The sequence below is a fragment of the Plantactinospora sp. DSM 117369 genome, assembly GCF_053764795.1.
Genome location: NZ_CM132446.1, coordinates 7,564,128 through 7,580,580, shown reverse-complemented (window position 1 = coordinate 7,580,580; position 16,453 = coordinate 7,564,128). Strand labels below are relative to the sequence as shown.

The following is a 16,453-nucleotide window of genomic DNA, read 5'->3' as shown; positions in this document are numbered from 1 at the left end:
GTTGACCTCGACCGTGGTGGAGGTGCTGCAATCGGCTGGTGGTTTTCAACGGACTGCGGGTCGTCGTCACCGGTGCGGGCCGGGGCACCGGACGTACCCTGGCACTGGCCTTCGCCGAGCGCGGCGCGCATGTCGTCGTCTCGGCCCGGGACCCGGCGGCGGCCGGCCGCACGGCGGACCTGGTCGCCGGGGGCGGTTCCGGCTCCGCCGAGGCGCACCGCTGCGACCTGGCCGACCCCGATTCGGTACGCGGCTTCGCGGCGGCACTGGCCGACCGGACCGACCGGATCGACGTGCTGGTCAACAACGGCGCCAACTACCTGCCCGGGGCCGGCCTGGACGACGCCTCCGACGACGAGATCGTCGCCACCATCGCCGGTGCCGCGACCGGCACGGTGCTGCTCACCCGGCACCTGCTGCCGTTGCTCCGGGCCTCGGACCGGCCCGACGTCGTCAACCTGGTCTCCGCCTGCGGCGAGCCCGGCCACCACCGTTCGGCGGCACATCCGGCCTACTACGCGGCCAAGCATGCCCAGGCCGGGTTCGCAGGCATCCTGTCGCACCGGCTGCGGGCCGAGGGTATCCGGGTGATCTCGCTGTATCCGCCGGACTTCGTCCAGGACGGGCCCCGTGGCGGCGGCAACCCGCTGACCGCCCGGTCGGTGGTGGAATGCGTGCTGTTCGCGGTCGGCCAGCCCCGCGACTGCTTCATCCGGGAGTTCCGTTTCGAGCAGGTACGGCCGGAGTAGCTCGGCTTACCGGTCTCAGAGCGCGCTCGGACCGGCGGGCGGGTCAGGGGCGTAGAACTGGGTGGTGTTGGCGACCATCGTCGCCACCGCGTCCGGGTGGTCGCCGCCGGCCACCGTCGCCGCACCCCACGCGTTGCTGCTCAACGTCATGAACTCCCGGGCCTCCCGGGACTCGCCCCAGGCGTTCGGGTCGGCGATGGCGCCGCCGCCCAGATAGAGGCCGAGGCCGAGCAGGGCCAGGTCCCAGCCGACGCCGACCGCGCCGGGGCCGTACTCGGTCCACCGCTCCGGGTCGATCACCGCGACGTGTTCCAGTTCGAGTACGGCCCGCTCGGTGCCGTCGCCGGGGGAGAGTCGTACCTCGACCTCGCTGAACCCGCCCTCGACCGGCTCGCCGAAGACCCAGGTGAGCCTGAGCAGCCGGGGCGGCTCACAGCGGATGATCTCGCCGCCCGCGTTCCCCTCGACCTGGTAGCGCCCGCCGAGCGTGAAGTCGCCGCTGACCGGCAGGAACCACCGTGGCAACCGTTCGGGGTTGGTGACCGCGTCCCAGAGGTCGTCCACGGAGGTGTCGTAGGTCCGGCGCAGCAGGACGGTCCGGGCCTCGCCGGCCGGTGTCCCGGCCCGGCCGACCGTCCGGTGGATCGCATTGATCTCGTCGACGATGTCCACCATCACTCCCTCACACTGGCCTTCCGGGCGGAACGGGTGGCAGCGTATCAGGAGCAACTTATATAAGTTCAGCGCTGTGCGATATCGGCGTGGCCGGCCGCGGTCCTCGGTTACGCCCGCTGCGGGGCACGGTCTCGTCGCCGGACGTGCGCCTTGAACGCGGTGCGGGGGCGCGGCTAGCGGTTGCCCGGGTGCTGACGGTCCCGGGACGGCGGTGTCGGTGGGTGTTGTTGCCGGCTGATTCGGCGGATCGGTCCGACGACCTTCCCGAGCCATGGTGGGAGGCTGTCGGCCTTGCTCGCTGACAACGACGCTTCCCGGACAGCTGCCGGGGTGAGGGACTTTGGCTCACCGTACCGAAGGATCTCTTCGCGGACCTTGTCGACCAGTTGCCGCGCCCCAGCCGCGCCGTCGGCCGTACCGCTGTATCCCGGCAGGTCCTTCGCGTGGGCGAGGACCGGCCACGGCCGGCCGAGTGTGTTTCGGGCCAGCCAGGCGAACGGGGTGACGATAAGCGCCACAAGTAACTCCAGCAGGAAGACCACCAGAAACAGCAGCCCCAGGATCGCTGCGACGCCACCGAGCAGGGCCGAGACGGGGTCACCGAACCCGGTCTGGGCGAAGCTGAACAGCGCGCGCATGGGACCGGCACCGTGTGGACGCCAGGCTAGCCAGCCTCGGAAGACCTTCCACTCGCGGCCGTCGGGGCCGATCGCCTTCATCGCATTCTCGCCCTCACGCGGTACGAAGCACTTCGAAATCGTCCTGCATGACGTCGACGAGCTGCCGCGAGACCGCGGCGATCTGTTCGGCCTCCTCGATGAACATTGCGGTCTGCTTGACCAGGATGTCAACGAGATCGTTGATCAACTGGTACAGGTCACTGACCAACTGAAACAACCTCCATAGTGCCTCCTTGACCGATGTGGCGGCCTCCAGCGCCTGGAGTGCCTTCTTGAGCCGCAACCGGTAGAAGTTCAGCGCGATCAGGAGCGCGTTGACCACGTACTCGTAGACCTCGGCCAGGCACTCGAAGTTCTCCTCGGTGGCATTCGCCATGGTTGCGAGTGCGTCGACAGCCGGAATCCAACGCTTGCGGATGTGGTAGTCGAACGCCGCCGACGCGCCTCCGCCGGTACTGTCCCAGCGCTCGGACAGGATGTCCATGCCTCGGTCGAGGTCGCCGCTGATGGCGACGAAGCCCCGCTCCAGTTCGCCGTATGCCTGGGCGACAGACCGCAGGGTGCCGGTCTCGCCGAGCACGATGGGCATCGTGCTTCCCAGCAGGTCGTAGCCGGTGACCCACTTGATCAGGGTGTTCACGTCGCCGAGCATGTCGGTGACAGCCTGCTGTGCGGCGTCGATGTCGGTACGCCGTTCGGGCGCGGCGAGGATGACGCTGGCGCCCTGTGAGAATTCCGGACAGTCAACCGCTACATCCCGCTCACGGTGCCCATCGGGCATCGCCCAGGCTCGCCCACTGGTCCAGAGTCGCTCGGCCGAGGCGCTGTCGGAACGATCGTAGCTGTCAGCCGCGTTGCGTAGGTCGTACGCGGTGAGCCAGAGCGATCGCCGCGCAGCATCGATCAGTTTTGCATGAGACTCTTCCTGAACCTTCACCAGCGACCGGGTCGGGCTGAGCAGACCGTTCAGGCCATCGGTACGCCCGCAATGACTGGAGCAGTAGTCGCCCATCGCCGCGAGTACCCGGTCGCGGGTGCCGTCTATTTGTCGTGCGTAGCCGCGAAGATAGCGGGTCTCGACCGAGACGGCGGTCATCGGCGATCGTCCCGCGCTGCGGTCACCTCGGCGATGGCCTTCTCCAACGGCACGCCCTGCGCCGTCATGGCGAAAATCTGCCGTGCCTGCGACAGCCTCGGCTGCAGCCACGCATGTACGGCACGGGCGTCCGCGTCCTCCGTCTCGCCGGTGAGCGCCGCAGTCCAGGACAACTCGCCCTGATCGACCTTCTCTTGTAAGCGGTGATAGGCCGGTGGGGCTTCCGCGGATGGGTGATCATCCTCTGCGGCTCGAACCGCCGAATCCTGGGCGTCGATGTTCTCGATCTTGTCGCGAACCTCCGCTCGCCATCGATCCACGACGGCTCGCGCGTCGGCAAGCCTTGCTGATCTTCTGCGGCGTAGCTCTTCGAATTCCTCGCCGACCCCGTGCATGCGTTGGATATTCACAGCCGTCAGCGACAGATGCAAGCCATCTGTCGGTGTTTTACGGATTAGGGGCCAGTTCCGAATAGCCGGGTCGCTGTCGGCTGCCGACCGTCGGCCGCCGATGCGACCGGACAACCAGTTCCCGCCTCTCCGCTGACGCTGTTTCGCCCCTACTGCACCCCGACCACGAAGTCGGCGGACCGGCTGACACCGCGATAGCTGACCGTCGCGGTGATCGTGGCGACCCCGGTCGACACCGCCCGGATGCCACCCGACGGATCCACCGACACCACCTGCTGGCGGTTGCTGCGGTACCGCACGGTCGCGCCGGCCGGCAGCGGGGTGCTGGCACCCTCGGCGCGGTGGCCGTACCGGGTGTCGTCGGTCATCGCTACCGTCAGCTTCGGGGAGAGGCCGGTGCCGGGGGAGACCAGCGTCGGCGCGGTCGCGGTGACGACCGACAACGCCGGGCGCAGGGTGCCCCGGACGGTCACCACCGCTCGCAGCCGAGGGTCGGTGTCCGCGCTGGACCGGCCGACCTGGAAGGCGTACGCCCCCGGGTCGACCACGTACCGGCCGGCGCGCTCGTCGAAGAAGGCGAGGTCGGCGACGCGTACCCGGAACTCCACCCGCCTGGTCTGCTTCGGGCGCAGTGAGACCTTCTCGAAGCCGGCCAGCCGCTTGGCCGGGCGTTCCCGGCCGGCCGGTGCGCCCGGCGTGGCGACGTAGAGCTGGACCACCTCGGCACCCGGCACCCGACCGGTGTTGGTGACGTCCACGCTGACCCGGACGGTGCCGTTCGGCTCCACCGTCCGGCGGTCCACCCGCAGCCTGGAGTAGCCGAACCCGCTGTAGCCGAGGCCGTGGCCGAACGGGTACGACACCTCGCCGTCGAAGTACATGTAGGTCCGCCCGGGGCGCCCGTCCCCGCCCCGGATCGCGTAGTCGTCGATCGGCGGGAGCTGTCCGGCGTCCCGGTACCAGGTGAACGGCAGGTGCCCGCTCGGGTTGCGCGCCCCGAGCAGTACGTCGGCCAGCGCTTCGCCCTTGCGCTGTCCGTTGTACGAACTCCACAGGATCGCCGGCACCGCGCCCTCGAATCCGGCCACGTCCACCTGGCCGACGGTCTCCAGGTAGACGACGGTGTTCGGGTTGCGGGCCGCCACCTGGCTGATCAGGGACGCCTGCGCGCCGGGCAGCGCCAGGGTGCGCCGGTCGACGTCCTCCCGGGAGTGCCGTTCGTCGGTGCCGGCGTACACGATCACCGCGTCGTAGTCGGCGGCGGCCGCCACCGACGCCGGGTCCACCTCGGCCAGGCTCTCCCCGGTGACTCCGGGCAGGTGGTCGACGACCGCGCCCGGGTTGATCCGTCGGATCGCCGCCCTGAGCCCCTGGTAACCGTTGACCTCGTTGGCCTGCCCGGCACTGGCCTGGATGCTGGAGTAGCCGCCGAGGTACATGCTCGGCGGGTTGGCGTAGTGCCCGAGCACCGCCACCCGGTACGGCCCGGACGCCGGCACCCGCAGCGGCAGCAGCGCGGCCCGGCCGGCACCGGCGCGGGTCTTCGGTGCCTGGTTCTTCAGCAGCACGATGCTCTCCGCGCCGACCTCGCGGGCCATCGCCAGCCGGGCCGGGGTCTGGGTGACCGCGCCGTTGGCGTCCGAGTTGGTCCAGGTGCCCGGTGCGACCCGGGACCGGGCGGCGGTCACCCACGGTACGTCCTCCGGCCGGTCGAACTCGCCGAGCCGGATCCGGGTGGTCAGCAGCCGGACCAGCGAGGCGTCGACGTGCTCCTCGGTGTAGCGGCCGTACGGGGTGTCGATGCCCCGGGCGATCGCCTCCGGGATGGTGTTGGCGTAGCTCCACTCGTCGTGGTAGCCCTGCTGACAGTTCAGGTCCTCGCCGGCCGCGTTGGCCCAGGCGTGCCGTTCGACGTGGTCGAGTGGGGCCGGGTGGCCCGGCGGCTGCCAGCGGTGGCCGTGCTGGATCTCCCGGATCGAGTCGCAGTCCGAGGTGAAGAAGCCGTCGAACCCGAAGGTCTGCCGGGCCAGTTCGTCCATCAGATAGCCGCTGGCCGAGGTCGGCACCCCGTTGACCCGGTTGTACGAGGTCATGATGGATGCCGGTGAGCTGCGCTCGACCACCTCCCGGAACTGCGCGGTGTAGTACTCGCGCAGCGTCCGGTCGTCCATGTCGGCGGTGCCGCGCAGCCGGTCGAACTCGCTGTTGTTCGCCGCGTAGTGCTTGAGCGTGGTGCTGGTCTTCAGATATCCGCCGCTTTCGCGCAGCAGCCGGCCGGTGGGGTCCTTGCCCTCCATCCCGTTCACGAACTGCGCGGCGAGGGCGGCGGTGAGCAGCGGGTCCTCGCTGAACGCCTCGTCGTTGCGGCCCCAGCGCGGATCGCGGGCCAGGTTGATGGTGGGGGAGTAGAAGTTCAGGTCGAGCCGGTTGTCCCGGACCACCTCGCGGGCCTCGTCCGAGATCAGCGTCGCCTCCCGGTAGACCAGGTCCGGGTTCCAGGTGGCGCCGAGCGACAGGTCGACCGGATAGGAGGTGGTGTTGACCAGGATCGGCGGGTTGGCGTTGTGCAGGGTGCCCTCCCGGGCGACGCCGTGCGCGGCCTCGTTCCACCAGCCGTACGCGGCGATGCCGAGCCGGGGCAGCGCCGCCGACTGGCTGCTGACCAGCTGGGCGGCCTTCTCCGCCAGCGTCATCCGGGAGACGAGGTCGACGGCCCGCTCCGGCGGCGAGTAGGACCGGTCCAGGTAGATGGCCCGGCCGTCGCCGCTGGTCCCGGTCGGAACCGCCGCCTCCGGCTCCGCCGCACATCCGCTGCCGCTGACCAGTACGACGGCCACCACCGTCGCCATCCAGGCACGCGCTCGCATCCCGCCATCCCCCTCTGCCGGTCCGGTGGACCCCGGGCGAACGTAGGACTCATATCGATGGACGTCAAGATGGCTGTCGGTAGTGGCCTGCCCTGAGCTGCGCCGTCGGCTGACCGTGCCGAGCGAATCGGTGCCGCTGTCTGCTAGTCCTTCGAAACCTCGACGATGAGGTGACTGGTGCCTGGCACTGGATGAGTGCCAGGCACCAGCGCGTCAGGCAGCGCCGCGACCGCCTCCGCTGGAAGATCCACTTCCAGCAGGCCGTCGCCTGGTCGGCGCATGGCGAAGACCTCCGCGCCCAGCAACACGACGCGAGTGCCGTTGCCGTCCAGAAGCAATTCGCGGCCGTGTGGCAGTCGGTCGCGCACCGCTTGGGCCACCGTGGCGGCGGTGACGTTCTTGAACCGCAGCCGGACCGTGTCGTTCTCGGTGGCCCACCCGAAGCCAGCGACCATGAGCAGCCCGGTCGACGAGCCGTCGCGGGCCCGCCCGGTTTCGATCTCGGCCCGTACCGCTGGATCGTCTGTCAGCGACGGCCGGTCCAGATCGGTGACCAGCAGCGGCTGCCGTTCGGCGAGCAGGCTGAGCACACCGTCGGTGTCCCACTGCCGAACTGCCGCGTACTCATCGCTGGTCAGGCCCACCACCTGCAGGAATTGCACTCGGCCGTGCGGAGTGGCGATCGTGCCCAGTTCCGGGTCCTCGGCGAAGGCGAGCGCGGTCAGCGCTGTCTCGTACTCTTGCCGGAGGGGTCCGTTCGCGTTCATGTGATGGCCCGGCTCGAACCAGTTGCCGCTGGAGAACACGTAGCGGGCGAGGTTCTGCAGCAGGTTCGCCGCCCACATCGGTGGTTCGGCGTCACCGGTGTCGCGGGCGACCCGGAAGGTGAACTCGAAGCCCCAGCCCGACTCGTCGGGGTTGTCGGACTCCTTGGCGTACAGCTCGCTCATGCCATAGCCGACGATGTGCCAGTGCGGCATCGGCTCGTCACGTGAGTAGAAGCTGATGCCATCGAGCGGGTCAGGCCCACCCAGCGCGAATCGGTGCAGCGTGCCGTAGTGCTTCGGCTCGACATTGGGGTACAGCTCGGCGAGCCGGGCGTCGATCGCGTCCCAACCAGGGGCATCGGAGGTCATTGGAGGATCAGAACATGCCGGTCCAGGCGCTGCGCGCCGGACCACCCAGGTGAGTCAGCACGGCGACACGGGGCCTTCTCGCTGAGTGGTCAGTCACGGCAGGATCTCGACGTACCCGTCGGTTCCGTGCACGCGGATCCGCTGCCCATCGAGGATCAGCCGGGTGGCGTCTACCACACCGACGACGGCCGGCAGTCCGTACTCGCGTGCGATCACTGCGCCGTGCGTCATCAACCCTCCGACCTCCGTCACCAAGCCTGCGATGGCGACAAAGAGGGGCGTCCAGCTCGGGTCCGTGTGAGTCGTGACGAGGATGTCGCCCGGTTCGAGATCGGCCCGTGCCATGTCCAGGATGACGCGGGCCCGCCCTTCGATGGTCCCGGCGGAGACCGGTAGGCCGATCAGCGCGCCGGCCGGCAGATCGTCGCGCCGGTACGCTCCGGCGATGACCTCGCCATCCGAGGTGAGCACCCGGGGCGGCGTGAGCGCCTGATACGACCTGAAGTCGTCCTTGCGCCGGCCGATGAGCTGGTCATCCACCCGGTTCGCGCGTACGACGTCGTGGAGCTCCTCGAACGTGAGGTAGAAGATGTCCTCCTTCTCCCGAAGTACGTGGGCCCGCACGAGGCGCTCGGCTTCCTCCAGCAACGCCTTCTTGTACACGAAGTACCGGCTGACCATGCCGTACTTCGGATACTCCCGGTATCCGATGAAGGTCCGGACCCGGTCGATCATCCGCTTCGTCTCTTCGGCCTTGCGCTCCCCGTCCGGCAGGGCCCGCAAGCGCTCCAGCAGCTCCTGCTCCTTCTCCCATGCCTCCTGCCGCCCCTGTGCGAAGCGCCGCTCGCCGGCTCCCGGCGGGAAGTTCCTGATATTGCCGAGGATCAGGGGCACGAGCGTGGAGGGGCGTTCGCTCCACCGCGGCCGCGTGATGTCGATCTCGCCGACGCAGCGCATGCCGTACCTGTCGAGCCAGCCCTCGATGGCGTCTCGCGCTTCCCGCCCGCCCGCGAGCGTGGGCAGCTCGTCCAGGAAACCCTCGTCCTCGACCTGCTGCAGAAACGCCACCACGTCCGGATGCGGGCGGATCACGTCAGCGACGCCCAGCAGCGCAAGCCCCATCTCCGACGTGACGTTGTGGGGCACGGACTGGGTGAGCGTGTCCGCCGCGTTCTTCTCGCCCAGCCATGCCTCCAGCCGCTCGTTGAGCCACCACGTGGCCTCCATCGCCGACATGAACACCTGATGGCTCTGCGGATCGAACAAGATCCGCCTCAGCTCCTGGATGTCCGCCCGGATGAAGTCGAGCAGCGCCTCTCCGGACTTCGTCCGGATGTCGCGTTCCGAGGCGGCGATGGATGCCTCGCTGCGCCGGATCAGCTCGGTGACGATGGCCGGATCGGTCTCGATCGGGGCTGGTGGCGCGCCGCCCAACAGTGGCCCCGGGGGATCCTCGTCAGGAAGCGGCCGGATGAAGCCGTCGCGCTCAAGGATGGTCCGCAGCGCGTCGCCGGTCAGTGGATCGGATTTTCCCGCCATCTCCAGGAGGCCGGCGCGGGTCGTCGGCGAGGCCAGCCTTTGCGTGACGTCGACGAACAGGCGGCCGCCGGCCTCGGCCATGGGGGCGGGGGTCGTCAACTGCCAGAAGGAGAGCCCGAGGGGCTTCATGGGGTCGGTCATCATCTGCTGATGGCCGACGGAGAGGTAGACGTGGTTCTCCCGGTCGCCGGACTCGGGGATGGGGAACAGCGTGGTGATCGGCCGGCTCTGGACGATCTGGAAGCCATCGTCGACCAGGCACCATTCGATGTCCTGGGGGCGGCCGAAGTGCGCCTCGATCCGCCGGCCGAGCCGCACGAGCCGCACGACCTGCGCATCCGTCAGCGCCGGCTGGTCCTGCCGCTCCGGGTCGATCGCCTGTTCCCGCGTACCGCCCGCTGGCGAGGCGTGGATGGCGAGCTGCTTGGCGCCGATCGCCTTGGCGACGACCTCGCCGTCGCGCACCTTGTAGACGTCCGGGTTCACCAGGCCGGAGACCAGGGCCTCGCCGAGGCCGAAGCTGGCCTCCACGGAGGCGACCTTCCGGTGGGACGTGATGGGGTCGGCGGTGAACAGGATGCCGGCCGCCTGCGGGAAGACCATCTGCTGCACGACCACGGCCATCTGGACCGAACGGTGGTCGATGCCGTTGCGCTGGCGGTAGGTCACGGCCCGCTCGGTGAACAGCGAGGCCCAGCACCGGCTGATGTGCTGGAGGATCGCCTCTCGGCCCACGACGTTCAGGTACGTGTCCTGCTGGCCGGCGAAGGAGGCCGTCGGCAGGTCCTCCGCGGTCGCGCTGGATCGGACGGCGTAGGCGGCTTCCTCGCCGAACTGGGCGAGAGCGCGGGTGATCGCCGCCGCGAGATCGCCCGGGATGGCGATCTCTTCGATGGTCCGGCGGATCTCCGCGCTGAGCATCCGGATCGCCTCCCGGTCGTCCGGGTTCAGACGCGACAGTTGATCGAGCCGATCGTCGATCGAGGGCGCTTCCGCCATGATTCGCCGGTAGGCCTCCGTCGTCAGGCAAAAGCCAGCCGGCACGCGGATGCCGTCGATCCGCGACAGCCCACCCAGGTGCGCGCCCTTGCCGCCAGCGACCGCGACCTGCGTCTCGTCGACCTCTTGCAGGCCCAACACGTACCGCTCACTCATCGCGATACCTCCGGGGCAGCCGTGCTCCGTTGCCGTCTCTCTGACGAGTCGGCCGGCCACTCCGCCCAGTCGGGCGGCGCGCACAGCCGCACCTCCGCGCCGGGCGCCCGCAACCGCACCGCCGGTCCCACCAGCGGTCCGACGTCACCGCGTCCCCCATCGGTCCACCACAACACACGCACGTCGTGCCCCCCGTGTCTTCGTCCGTTCCTGGTCCGGCCGACGATTCTGCAACGCGACCCGGGTCTTGCGGCAAGCCCCCCAGCCTGCTATAGGTTAAAAGTGGCAAGGAGTCAGATCTCCTTGCCTTGCTTTTTTGGTCGTCCGCTGCGGACTGACACCCTTCTGCGGACACCCTTCTCGCCGCCGGACGCGTCCGCTCGGTGACTGACCGGCGCGATCGGCGTACCTCGACTATTCCTTGACCAGACCGCAGCGGTGCGCGAGGTCCAGCGCGTCGGGCAGTTCGCCGTGCCGGGCCAGCAGCATCGCGGCGCGGCCGGCCGCCCGCCGCGCACTTTCGGCGTCTGGTGCCGCGTCGAGCATGGCGGCGAGTAGGCCGGAGTCGCCGACCTGCTCGGCGAAGCGGGCGATGGCGACGACCTGGCGGCGGCTGCTGGTGGGCACGGCTGCCAGCGCGTCCGGTACGACAGTGCGAGCCTCGGCGTCGAGGGTTGGCAGCAGCGCCTCGGTGAGCGACCAGTAGCCTTCGCGCAACGCGCCGGCCACCAGACGGGTGAACAGCTCGCGATCCCGTGCCAGCAGTCCGGTGCGGCTGGCCAGCCGGGCCAGCACCAGGCTCAGCCGCGAGTCGGGTCGGCCGGTGGCAGCCTGCGCGTACACCGGGTCGAGCGCGGTGGGGTCGCCCGTTTCGACAAGCGCGGCGCCGAGCCCGGCGTCGGCCAGCAGCGCCCACGGCATGTTCCGCAGGCGGGCCCGCAGCCGCGGTACGTGCACGTCGACGATCTCGGTGCGTAGTTGCTCGTCGGCCAGGGCATACCCGAGCGGTACGACGTCCGCGACGACGGCGGCCAACTCCTGAGGGATGACCCCGGGGCCGGCCAGGATGTCCAGCACGGCGCGGAGCCGCTCCGGGGTTGCCGCCGCGCGCCGGCCGTCGAGCCAGCGCAACACCTCAAGGGCAAGTGGGCCCGGCCCGTATCCCGACACCCGGCAGTCCCGCATCCGGCTCAGCACGGCAAGTGCGTCGTCGACCCGCTCCAGCGCCAGGAACAGCCGGGCGAATCGGTGCTGGTAGATCATCTGTACGTCGCGCTCGCGGCCTCCCTTCGGGCACTTCCGGAACGCGGCCACCAGCGCCTTCGCCCGCGCCGGGGTGAGCCCGGGCGTCGCCAGGGTCAGCAGCGCGCGCTGCTGCTGACTCGGGTCGAGCCGGGTGGCCAGCGTGAGCGCGTCGTCGAACCGGTCCGCCGCGACGAACGCGGCGACGAGCCGCTCACCGTCGATCTCCCGGACGGCTCCACAGCGCCGGTCAACCTCGGCGAGGCCGAGCGGCCCCCACAGGACGGCTGCCGCAGCGAGGCAGGGCCGGTCGTCCCCGTCCAGCAGCGCCGACCAGCGGTCGAGATGCTCGGGCTCGCCGACGTACGCCTCGGCCAGCGCCGCGAACACCGCCGAGATACGCGCGGCCCTGAAGTGGGCCCACATCTTGTCCTCGTCCGGCCGGATCACCAGTACGGCCCGAAGCAGAGCCGCCTCCGCGTCGGGGTTGCCGGCCACGAGGCGGGCCAGCGTCCCGGCGACCGCGTGCTCGGGACCGCTGCGTCCACTTTCGAACGAGCGGTACGGGTGCTCGCCGTCGAGTGCGGCGGCCACCACCTGCACGGCCCGCTCGCCGGTGAGGATTCGAGGCGCCGCTTCGGCGAACTCCCTCGGTAGCCAGCCGTCCAGGCACGCCACCAATTCCTCGGCGGCACCGGCGTGGTCGCCGCCGTCGAACCGGGCCACCGCCCAGCCGATCCGATCAGCCGGGTCCACCCTCCACCCCGACGGCACTGCTTCGAAGCGTGCGAGGGCGGATCGGGCCCGGTCGGCGAGGTTGGTAGAGATGCTCACGTCGACTGGCACCCGGCGACCTTACCCAAGTCGGAGCATCCGTACGGTCCAGGACTGTTCGCCAGGACGAGCACCCGGCGGGCCAGTAAGGGAACCGCCACGACAGCGGAGGAGGGGGCCCTCAGTACCAAGGACCAAGGCTGCGGGCCCCTCGTCGCGTCCGCGTACCCGACGGCCTACTGGGTCAGCTCGGCGACCTGCTCGGCGGTGAGCCTGCCCCGGGACTCGTCCGGCGCGGGCGCCGCGAGCGTGCCCCGGGCGGCCCGGGCGTCCGCCGCCGGGGCCGGCGGATCGGCCGGCCGGCGCCAGTGCCAGTCGGTGACCTCCTGGTACGCGGCCACGACCGAGAGCAGCCGCTCCTCCCCGTACGGCAGGCCGCCGAGGATGGTGCCGATCGGTACCCCGGCCGAGGTGAACCCGATCGGGAAGCCGATCTCCGGCAGCCCGAGGATGTCGAACGGCACCGGACCGGTCAGCACCACCACGTCGCAGACGTCGAAGAGCTGGTCCAGCACCCGTTCCAGGAAGAGCAGCTTGGCCCGCTGTCCGGTGAGGAACTCGTTGCCGCCGAGCAGCGCCCCCTGCAACCAGCTCGTCACCGAGACTCCGAAGCCGCGCAGGTCGGTCCGGAGGTACGGCATGAACGGCTCGCTGCGCTCCGGCAGCCGGATGTTGTTGAAGGTGTTGCCGCCGAGCCGGTCCCACTCCTGCGGCAGGGTCACGTCCACCAGGGTCACGCCGGAGATCTTCGCCAGCTCGGCCAGGAACGCCTGCCGGGCCAGCGCGGTCGCCGAGGTGCCGGTGGCGTAGCCGGGGAGTACCCCGATCCGGGTCTTCCAGCGCAGCTTGACCCGGCTGCCGGCGTACACCGGAGTGGCCGCCTCGATCAGCCGGGGGACCGGCGGCAGGCCCTGGCTGCGCGGGTCGGCCGGGTCCTCGCCGGCCATCGCGGTCAGCATGATCGCGGCGTCCCTGGCGTCCCGGGCCAGCGGGCCGGGATGGTCCCGGGTGTAGCTGAGCGGGATGATGCCGTTGCCCGAGACCCGGCCCATGGTCGGCTTGAGGCCGGTCAGGTTCTGCGCGTTCGACGGCGCGGTGATCGAGCCGCCGGTCTGGGTGCCGGTGCCGGCGGTGGCCAGCCGCCCGGCGACCGCCGTGGCGGTACCGGTCGACGAGCCGCCCGGGTCGGTGCCCGGGTTGGTCGGGGTCCAGGCGTTGACGGTGGTGACGATTCCGGCCGGCGTGGTGGCCCGGGTGGTGGCCAGCGGACCCATCTGGGTCTTGCCGAGCACGATCGCCCCGCTCGCCTTGAGCCGGGCCACCGCCGTCGCGTCGAACGGCGGCACGAAGTCCCGGAACAGGTAGGAGTTGGCGGTGGTCGGCACCCCGGCGGTGTAGTAGTTGTCCTTGATCGCCAGCGGGATGCCGTGCAGGGCGCCGGAGTGCCGCTGCCGGCCGGCGGCCCGGGCGGCGGCCAGCGCCGCGTCCGCGAGCACCAGGTTGAACGCCTGGTACGTCCGGTCGTACGCCCCGATCCGCGTCAGGTACGCCTCGACCAGCTCCTCCGGGCTGAGCCGGCCGGCCCGGATCAGCCAGGCCGCCTCGGCGACGGTCAGTTCGGTCGGGTCGGCCAGCGCCTCCGGCCGGGGCCGCCGGTACGCCTCCGGCCGGTCCAGCGCCGGGTTCGGCCTGCCGGTGCCGCCGCCGTGCCCGGCCGGGCCGGTGGCACCGGGGGAGAAGGCGCCGGCCACCCGGGGCAGCGCGACGGCACCGCCGACCGTTCCGGCGGCGGCCAGCGCGGCGGCCCGGGCCAGGAAGGCGCGCCGGTCGACGGCCCGGTCCTGAGGCGCGAAGTTCTCGGTCATCAGCGCCGCCATTCCGTGCTGATCGAGGGGTAGAGCATCGGGGCCGCCTGCTGGGACAGTGCCTTGGCGAGCGCCGGGTCGGTGCCGGCCGGGGCCGGCAACTGGTACGCGGCCAGTTCCGCTACGGTGCCCCGGACGAACGAGCGCAGCGAGGCGAGTACGGAGTCCCGACCGGGCGATCCGGTCTCCGGGTCGGCGACGGTGCCCGGTGGCAGTTGATCGAGGTCGATGCCCAGGCTGGCCAGTCGGGCCCGGATCAGGGTGTTGAGTTCGGCGTCGGTGGGCGGGGTCGGTGCCATGGCGCTCCTCGCGACGATCGGTGCGACTCTGACGGTGATGCGTCGACCGGGCGGTCCGGTGCTGGTCGTCGGTGTTTCGACCGGGAGTCCCGGGTGGTCGGCCACCAGCGCCGCCAGATCTTGATCAACTACATCGAGCCTGACTGTCCGGCCGGACGGTATCGGGGTGATAACGGCAAGATCACGCCACGGTGAACTGGCGGCCGGCGGCGTAGACTTTCTGCTCGGGCGCCGCAGGTCGCCCGCGCACGGACCCGGACCAACGCCAGCCGGGAGCACGGCGGTGGCGCGGCAGTGGCGCGGCGGGAGTAGGCTCGGCGCCGCGCGGTCGCTGACGCCCGCCAACGACGTCCCGGTGTGACGACCCGCCGGTCACCTGACAGCCGCGAGACGTTGGTCAAGACTTCGGCATCCCGAGGGTCCGGCGGGCCGATCCGAGAGAGAGACTAGCCTGATGGCCGTGACACGCCGCGCGAAGATCGTCTGCACGCTTGGTCCCGCGACCTCCTCACCGGAGCGCATCCGCGGACTCGTCGAGGCGGGCATGGACGTAGCCCGGCTGAACTTCAGCCACGGCAGCCATGCCGACCACGAGCAGGTCTACCACCTGGTCCGCGAGGCCGCCCGGACCACCGGTCGGGCCGTCGCGGTCCTCGCCGACCTCCAGGGCCCCAAGATCCGGCTCGGCCGGTTCGCCGACGGCCCGCACGAGTGGCGTACCGGCGACTCGGTGGTGATCACCGGGGACGCCGTCCTCGGCACCCGGGACCGGGTCTCCTGCACCTACGAGAAGCTGCCGGCCGAGGTGAAGCCGGGTGACCGGCTGCTGATCGACGACGGCCGGGTGGCGGTCGAGGTCAGCGAGGTGCAGGGCAACGACATCCGGGTGCTGGTCACCGAGGGTGGCGCGGTTTCCAACAACAAGGGCGTCTCGCTGCCCAACGTCGCGGTCAGCGTGCCGGCGATGTCGGACAAGGACACCGAGGACCTGCGCTTCGCGCTCGGGCTCGGCGTCGACATGGTGGCGATGTCCTTCGTCCGCTCGCCCGACGACATCAAGCTGGCGCACAACATCATGCACGAGGTCGGGGTGCACCGGCCGGTGATGGCGAAGGTGGAGAAGCCCGAGGCGGTGACCCACCTGGAGGCGATCGTCAACGCCTTCGACGGCATCATGGTGGCCCGCGGCGACCTCGGCGTCGAGCTGCCGCTCGACCAGGTGCCGCTGGTGCAGAAGCGGGCCGTGCAGCTCTGCCGGGAGAACGCCAAGCCGGTCATCGTGGCCACCCAGATGCTCGACTCCATGATCGAGAATTCCCGGCCGACCCGCGCCGAGGCGTCCGACGTCGCCAACGCGGTGCTGGACGGCGCCGACGCGGTGATGCTCTCCGGCGAGACCAGCGTCGGTAAGTACCCGGTGCTCACGGTCAGCACGATGGCCAAGATCGTCACCACCACCGAGTCCGGGTCGATCGGCGTGCCCCGGCTCCAGCACGACCCGCGTACCCACGGTGGGGCGCTGACCGTCGCCGCCTCGCAGATCGCCAAGGCGATCGGCGCCAAGGCGCTGGTCGCGTTCTCGCAGACCGGTGACACCGTGCGGCGGCTCTCCCGGCTGCACTGCGACCTGCCGCTGCTCGCCTTCACCCCGGTGCCCGAGGTCCGCGACCTGCTCGCCCTCTCCTGGGGCGTGCAGACCTTCCTGATGCCGTTCGTGCAGCACACCGACGACATGTTCCGGCAGGTCGACCAGGCGCTGATCGGGCTCAGCCACGCCAACCCGGGCGACTACGTGGTGATTGTCGCCGGTACCCCGTCCGGCACCCCCGGCTCGACCAACACGCTGCGGGTGCACCAGCTCGGTTCGCTGGTCGACCCGGCGACGGTGGCGCGGACCGGGCAGTGA

Annotated in this window: 12 protein-coding genes; 2 read left to right on the top strand and 10 right to left on the bottom strand. The window is 70.6% G+C overall.

Annotated elements, in window-relative coordinates; all coding sequences use genetic code 11:
* Positions 1-38 precede the first annotated feature (38 nt).
* Positions 39-749, top strand: coding sequence for an SDR family oxidoreductase (locus tag ACSMXO_RS32165; RefSeq protein ID WP_455414994.1), 711 nt, complete (start codon positions 39-41; stop codon positions 747-749).
* 15 nt (positions 750-764) lie between these two features.
* Here ACSMXO_RS32165 and ACSMXO_RS32160 read toward each other — a convergent pair whose 3' ends face one another.
* The 10 genes from ACSMXO_RS32160 to ACSMXO_RS32115 form a co-directional block, all read right to left on the bottom strand.
* Positions 765-1,424 (bottom strand): SRPBCC family protein, encoded by a 660-nt coding sequence (locus ACSMXO_RS32160; protein ID WP_455414993.1) that lies wholly within the window; start codon positions 1,422-1,424, stop codon positions 765-767.
* A 173-nt stretch (positions 1,425-1,597) separates the two neighbouring features.
* Complete coding sequence (locus ACSMXO_RS32155; RefSeq protein WP_455414992.1) at positions 1,598-2,062, bottom strand: hypothetical protein; 465 nt, start codon at positions 2,060-2,062, stop codon at positions 1,598-1,600.
* 94 nt (positions 2,063-2,156) lie between these two features.
* Complete coding sequence (locus ACSMXO_RS32150; protein WP_455414991.1) at positions 2,157-3,200, bottom strand: hypothetical protein; 1,044 nt, start codon at positions 3,198-3,200, stop codon at positions 2,157-2,159.
* Positions 3,197-3,631 (bottom strand): hypothetical protein, encoded by a 435-nt coding sequence (locus ACSMXO_RS32145; RefSeq protein ID WP_455414990.1) that lies wholly within the window; start codon positions 3,629-3,631, stop codon positions 3,197-3,199. Before ACSMXO_RS32145 ends, ACSMXO_RS32150 begins: the two co-directional genes overlap by 4 nt.
* Before the next feature lie 128 nt (positions 3,632-3,759).
* Positions 3,760-6,477 (bottom strand): glycoside hydrolase family 3 C-terminal domain-containing protein, encoded by a 2,718-nt coding sequence (locus ACSMXO_RS32140; RefSeq protein WP_455414989.1) that lies wholly within the window; start codon positions 6,475-6,477, stop codon positions 3,760-3,762.
* 143 nt (positions 6,478-6,620) lie between these two features.
* A complete protein-coding gene (locus ACSMXO_RS32135; RefSeq protein WP_455414988.1) occupies positions 6,621-7,613 on the bottom strand; it encodes a suppressor of fused domain protein in 993 nt (330 codons plus the stop codon).
* A gap of 93 nt (positions 7,614-7,706) precedes the next feature.
* Positions 7,707-10,307 carry a rifamycin-inactivating phosphotransferase gene (gene rph / locus ACSMXO_RS32130; protein ID WP_455414987.1) on the bottom strand — a complete coding sequence of 867 codons (2,601 nt, stop codon included), beginning with the start codon at positions 10,305-10,307 and terminating at the stop codon, positions 7,707-7,709.
* Positions 10,308-10,721: 414 nt separating this feature from the next.
* A complete protein-coding gene (locus ACSMXO_RS32125) occupies positions 10,722-12,395 on the bottom strand; it encodes a hypothetical protein (RefSeq protein ID WP_455414986.1) in 1,674 nt (557 codons plus the stop codon).
* Positions 12,396-12,559: 164 nt separating this feature from the next.
* Positions 12,560-14,248: an amidase gene (locus ACSMXO_RS32120; RefSeq protein WP_455414985.1), complete on the bottom strand. Its 1,689-nt coding sequence runs from the start codon at positions 14,246-14,248 to the stop codon at positions 12,560-12,562.
* The gene (locus ACSMXO_RS32115) at positions 14,248-14,547 is read right to left on the bottom strand and encodes a hypothetical protein (RefSeq protein WP_346262267.1); all 300 of its coding nucleotides are present in this window, start codon (positions 14,545-14,547) and stop codon (positions 14,248-14,250) included. The genes ACSMXO_RS32120 and ACSMXO_RS32115 overlap by 1 nt, the downstream gene beginning before the upstream one ends.
* A gap of 454 nt (positions 14,548-15,001) precedes the next feature.
* Between ACSMXO_RS32115 and pyk the strand changes: the two genes are divergently transcribed.
* Positions 15,002-16,453, top strand: a complete 1,452-nt coding sequence (pyk, locus tag ACSMXO_RS32110) for a pyruvate kinase (protein ID WP_346262266.1) — start codon at positions 15,002-15,004, stop codon at positions 16,451-16,453.

Bases quoted from the DNA above. Each gene is read 5' to 3' on its own strand.
- ACSMXO_RS32140 (WP_455414989.1), bottom strand. From the start codon at position 6,477: ATGCGAGCGCGTGCCTGGATGGCGACGGTGGTGGCCGTCGTACTGGTC.
- ACSMXO_RS32120 (WP_455414985.1), bottom strand. From the start codon at position 14,248: ATGACCGAGAACTTCGCGCCTCAGGACCGGGCCGTCGACCGGCGCGCC.
- ACSMXO_RS32160 (WP_455414993.1), bottom strand. From the start codon at position 1,424: ATGGTGGACATCGTCGACGAGATCAATGCGATCCACCGGACGGTCGGC.
- pyk (WP_346262266.1), top strand. From the start codon at position 15,002: ATGGCCGTGACACGCCGCGCGAAGATCGTCTGCACGCTTGGTCCCGCG.
- rph (WP_455414987.1), bottom strand. From the start codon at position 10,307: ATGAGTGAGCGGTACGTGTTGGGCCTGCAAGAGGTCGACGAGACGCAG.
- ACSMXO_RS32155 (WP_455414992.1), bottom strand. From the start codon at position 2,062: ATGCGCGCGCTGTTCAGCTTCGCCCAGACCGGGTTCGGTGACCCCGTC.
- ACSMXO_RS32115 (WP_346262267.1), bottom strand. From the start codon at position 14,547: ATGGCACCGACCCCGCCCACCGACGCCGAACTCAACACCCTGATCCGG.
- ACSMXO_RS32135 (WP_455414988.1), bottom strand. From the start codon at position 7,613: ATGACCTCCGATGCCCCTGGTTGGGACGCGATCGACGCCCGGCTCGCC.
- ACSMXO_RS32150 (WP_455414991.1), bottom strand. From the start codon at position 3,200: ATGACCGCCGTCTCGGTCGAGACCCGCTATCTTCGCGGCTACGCACGA.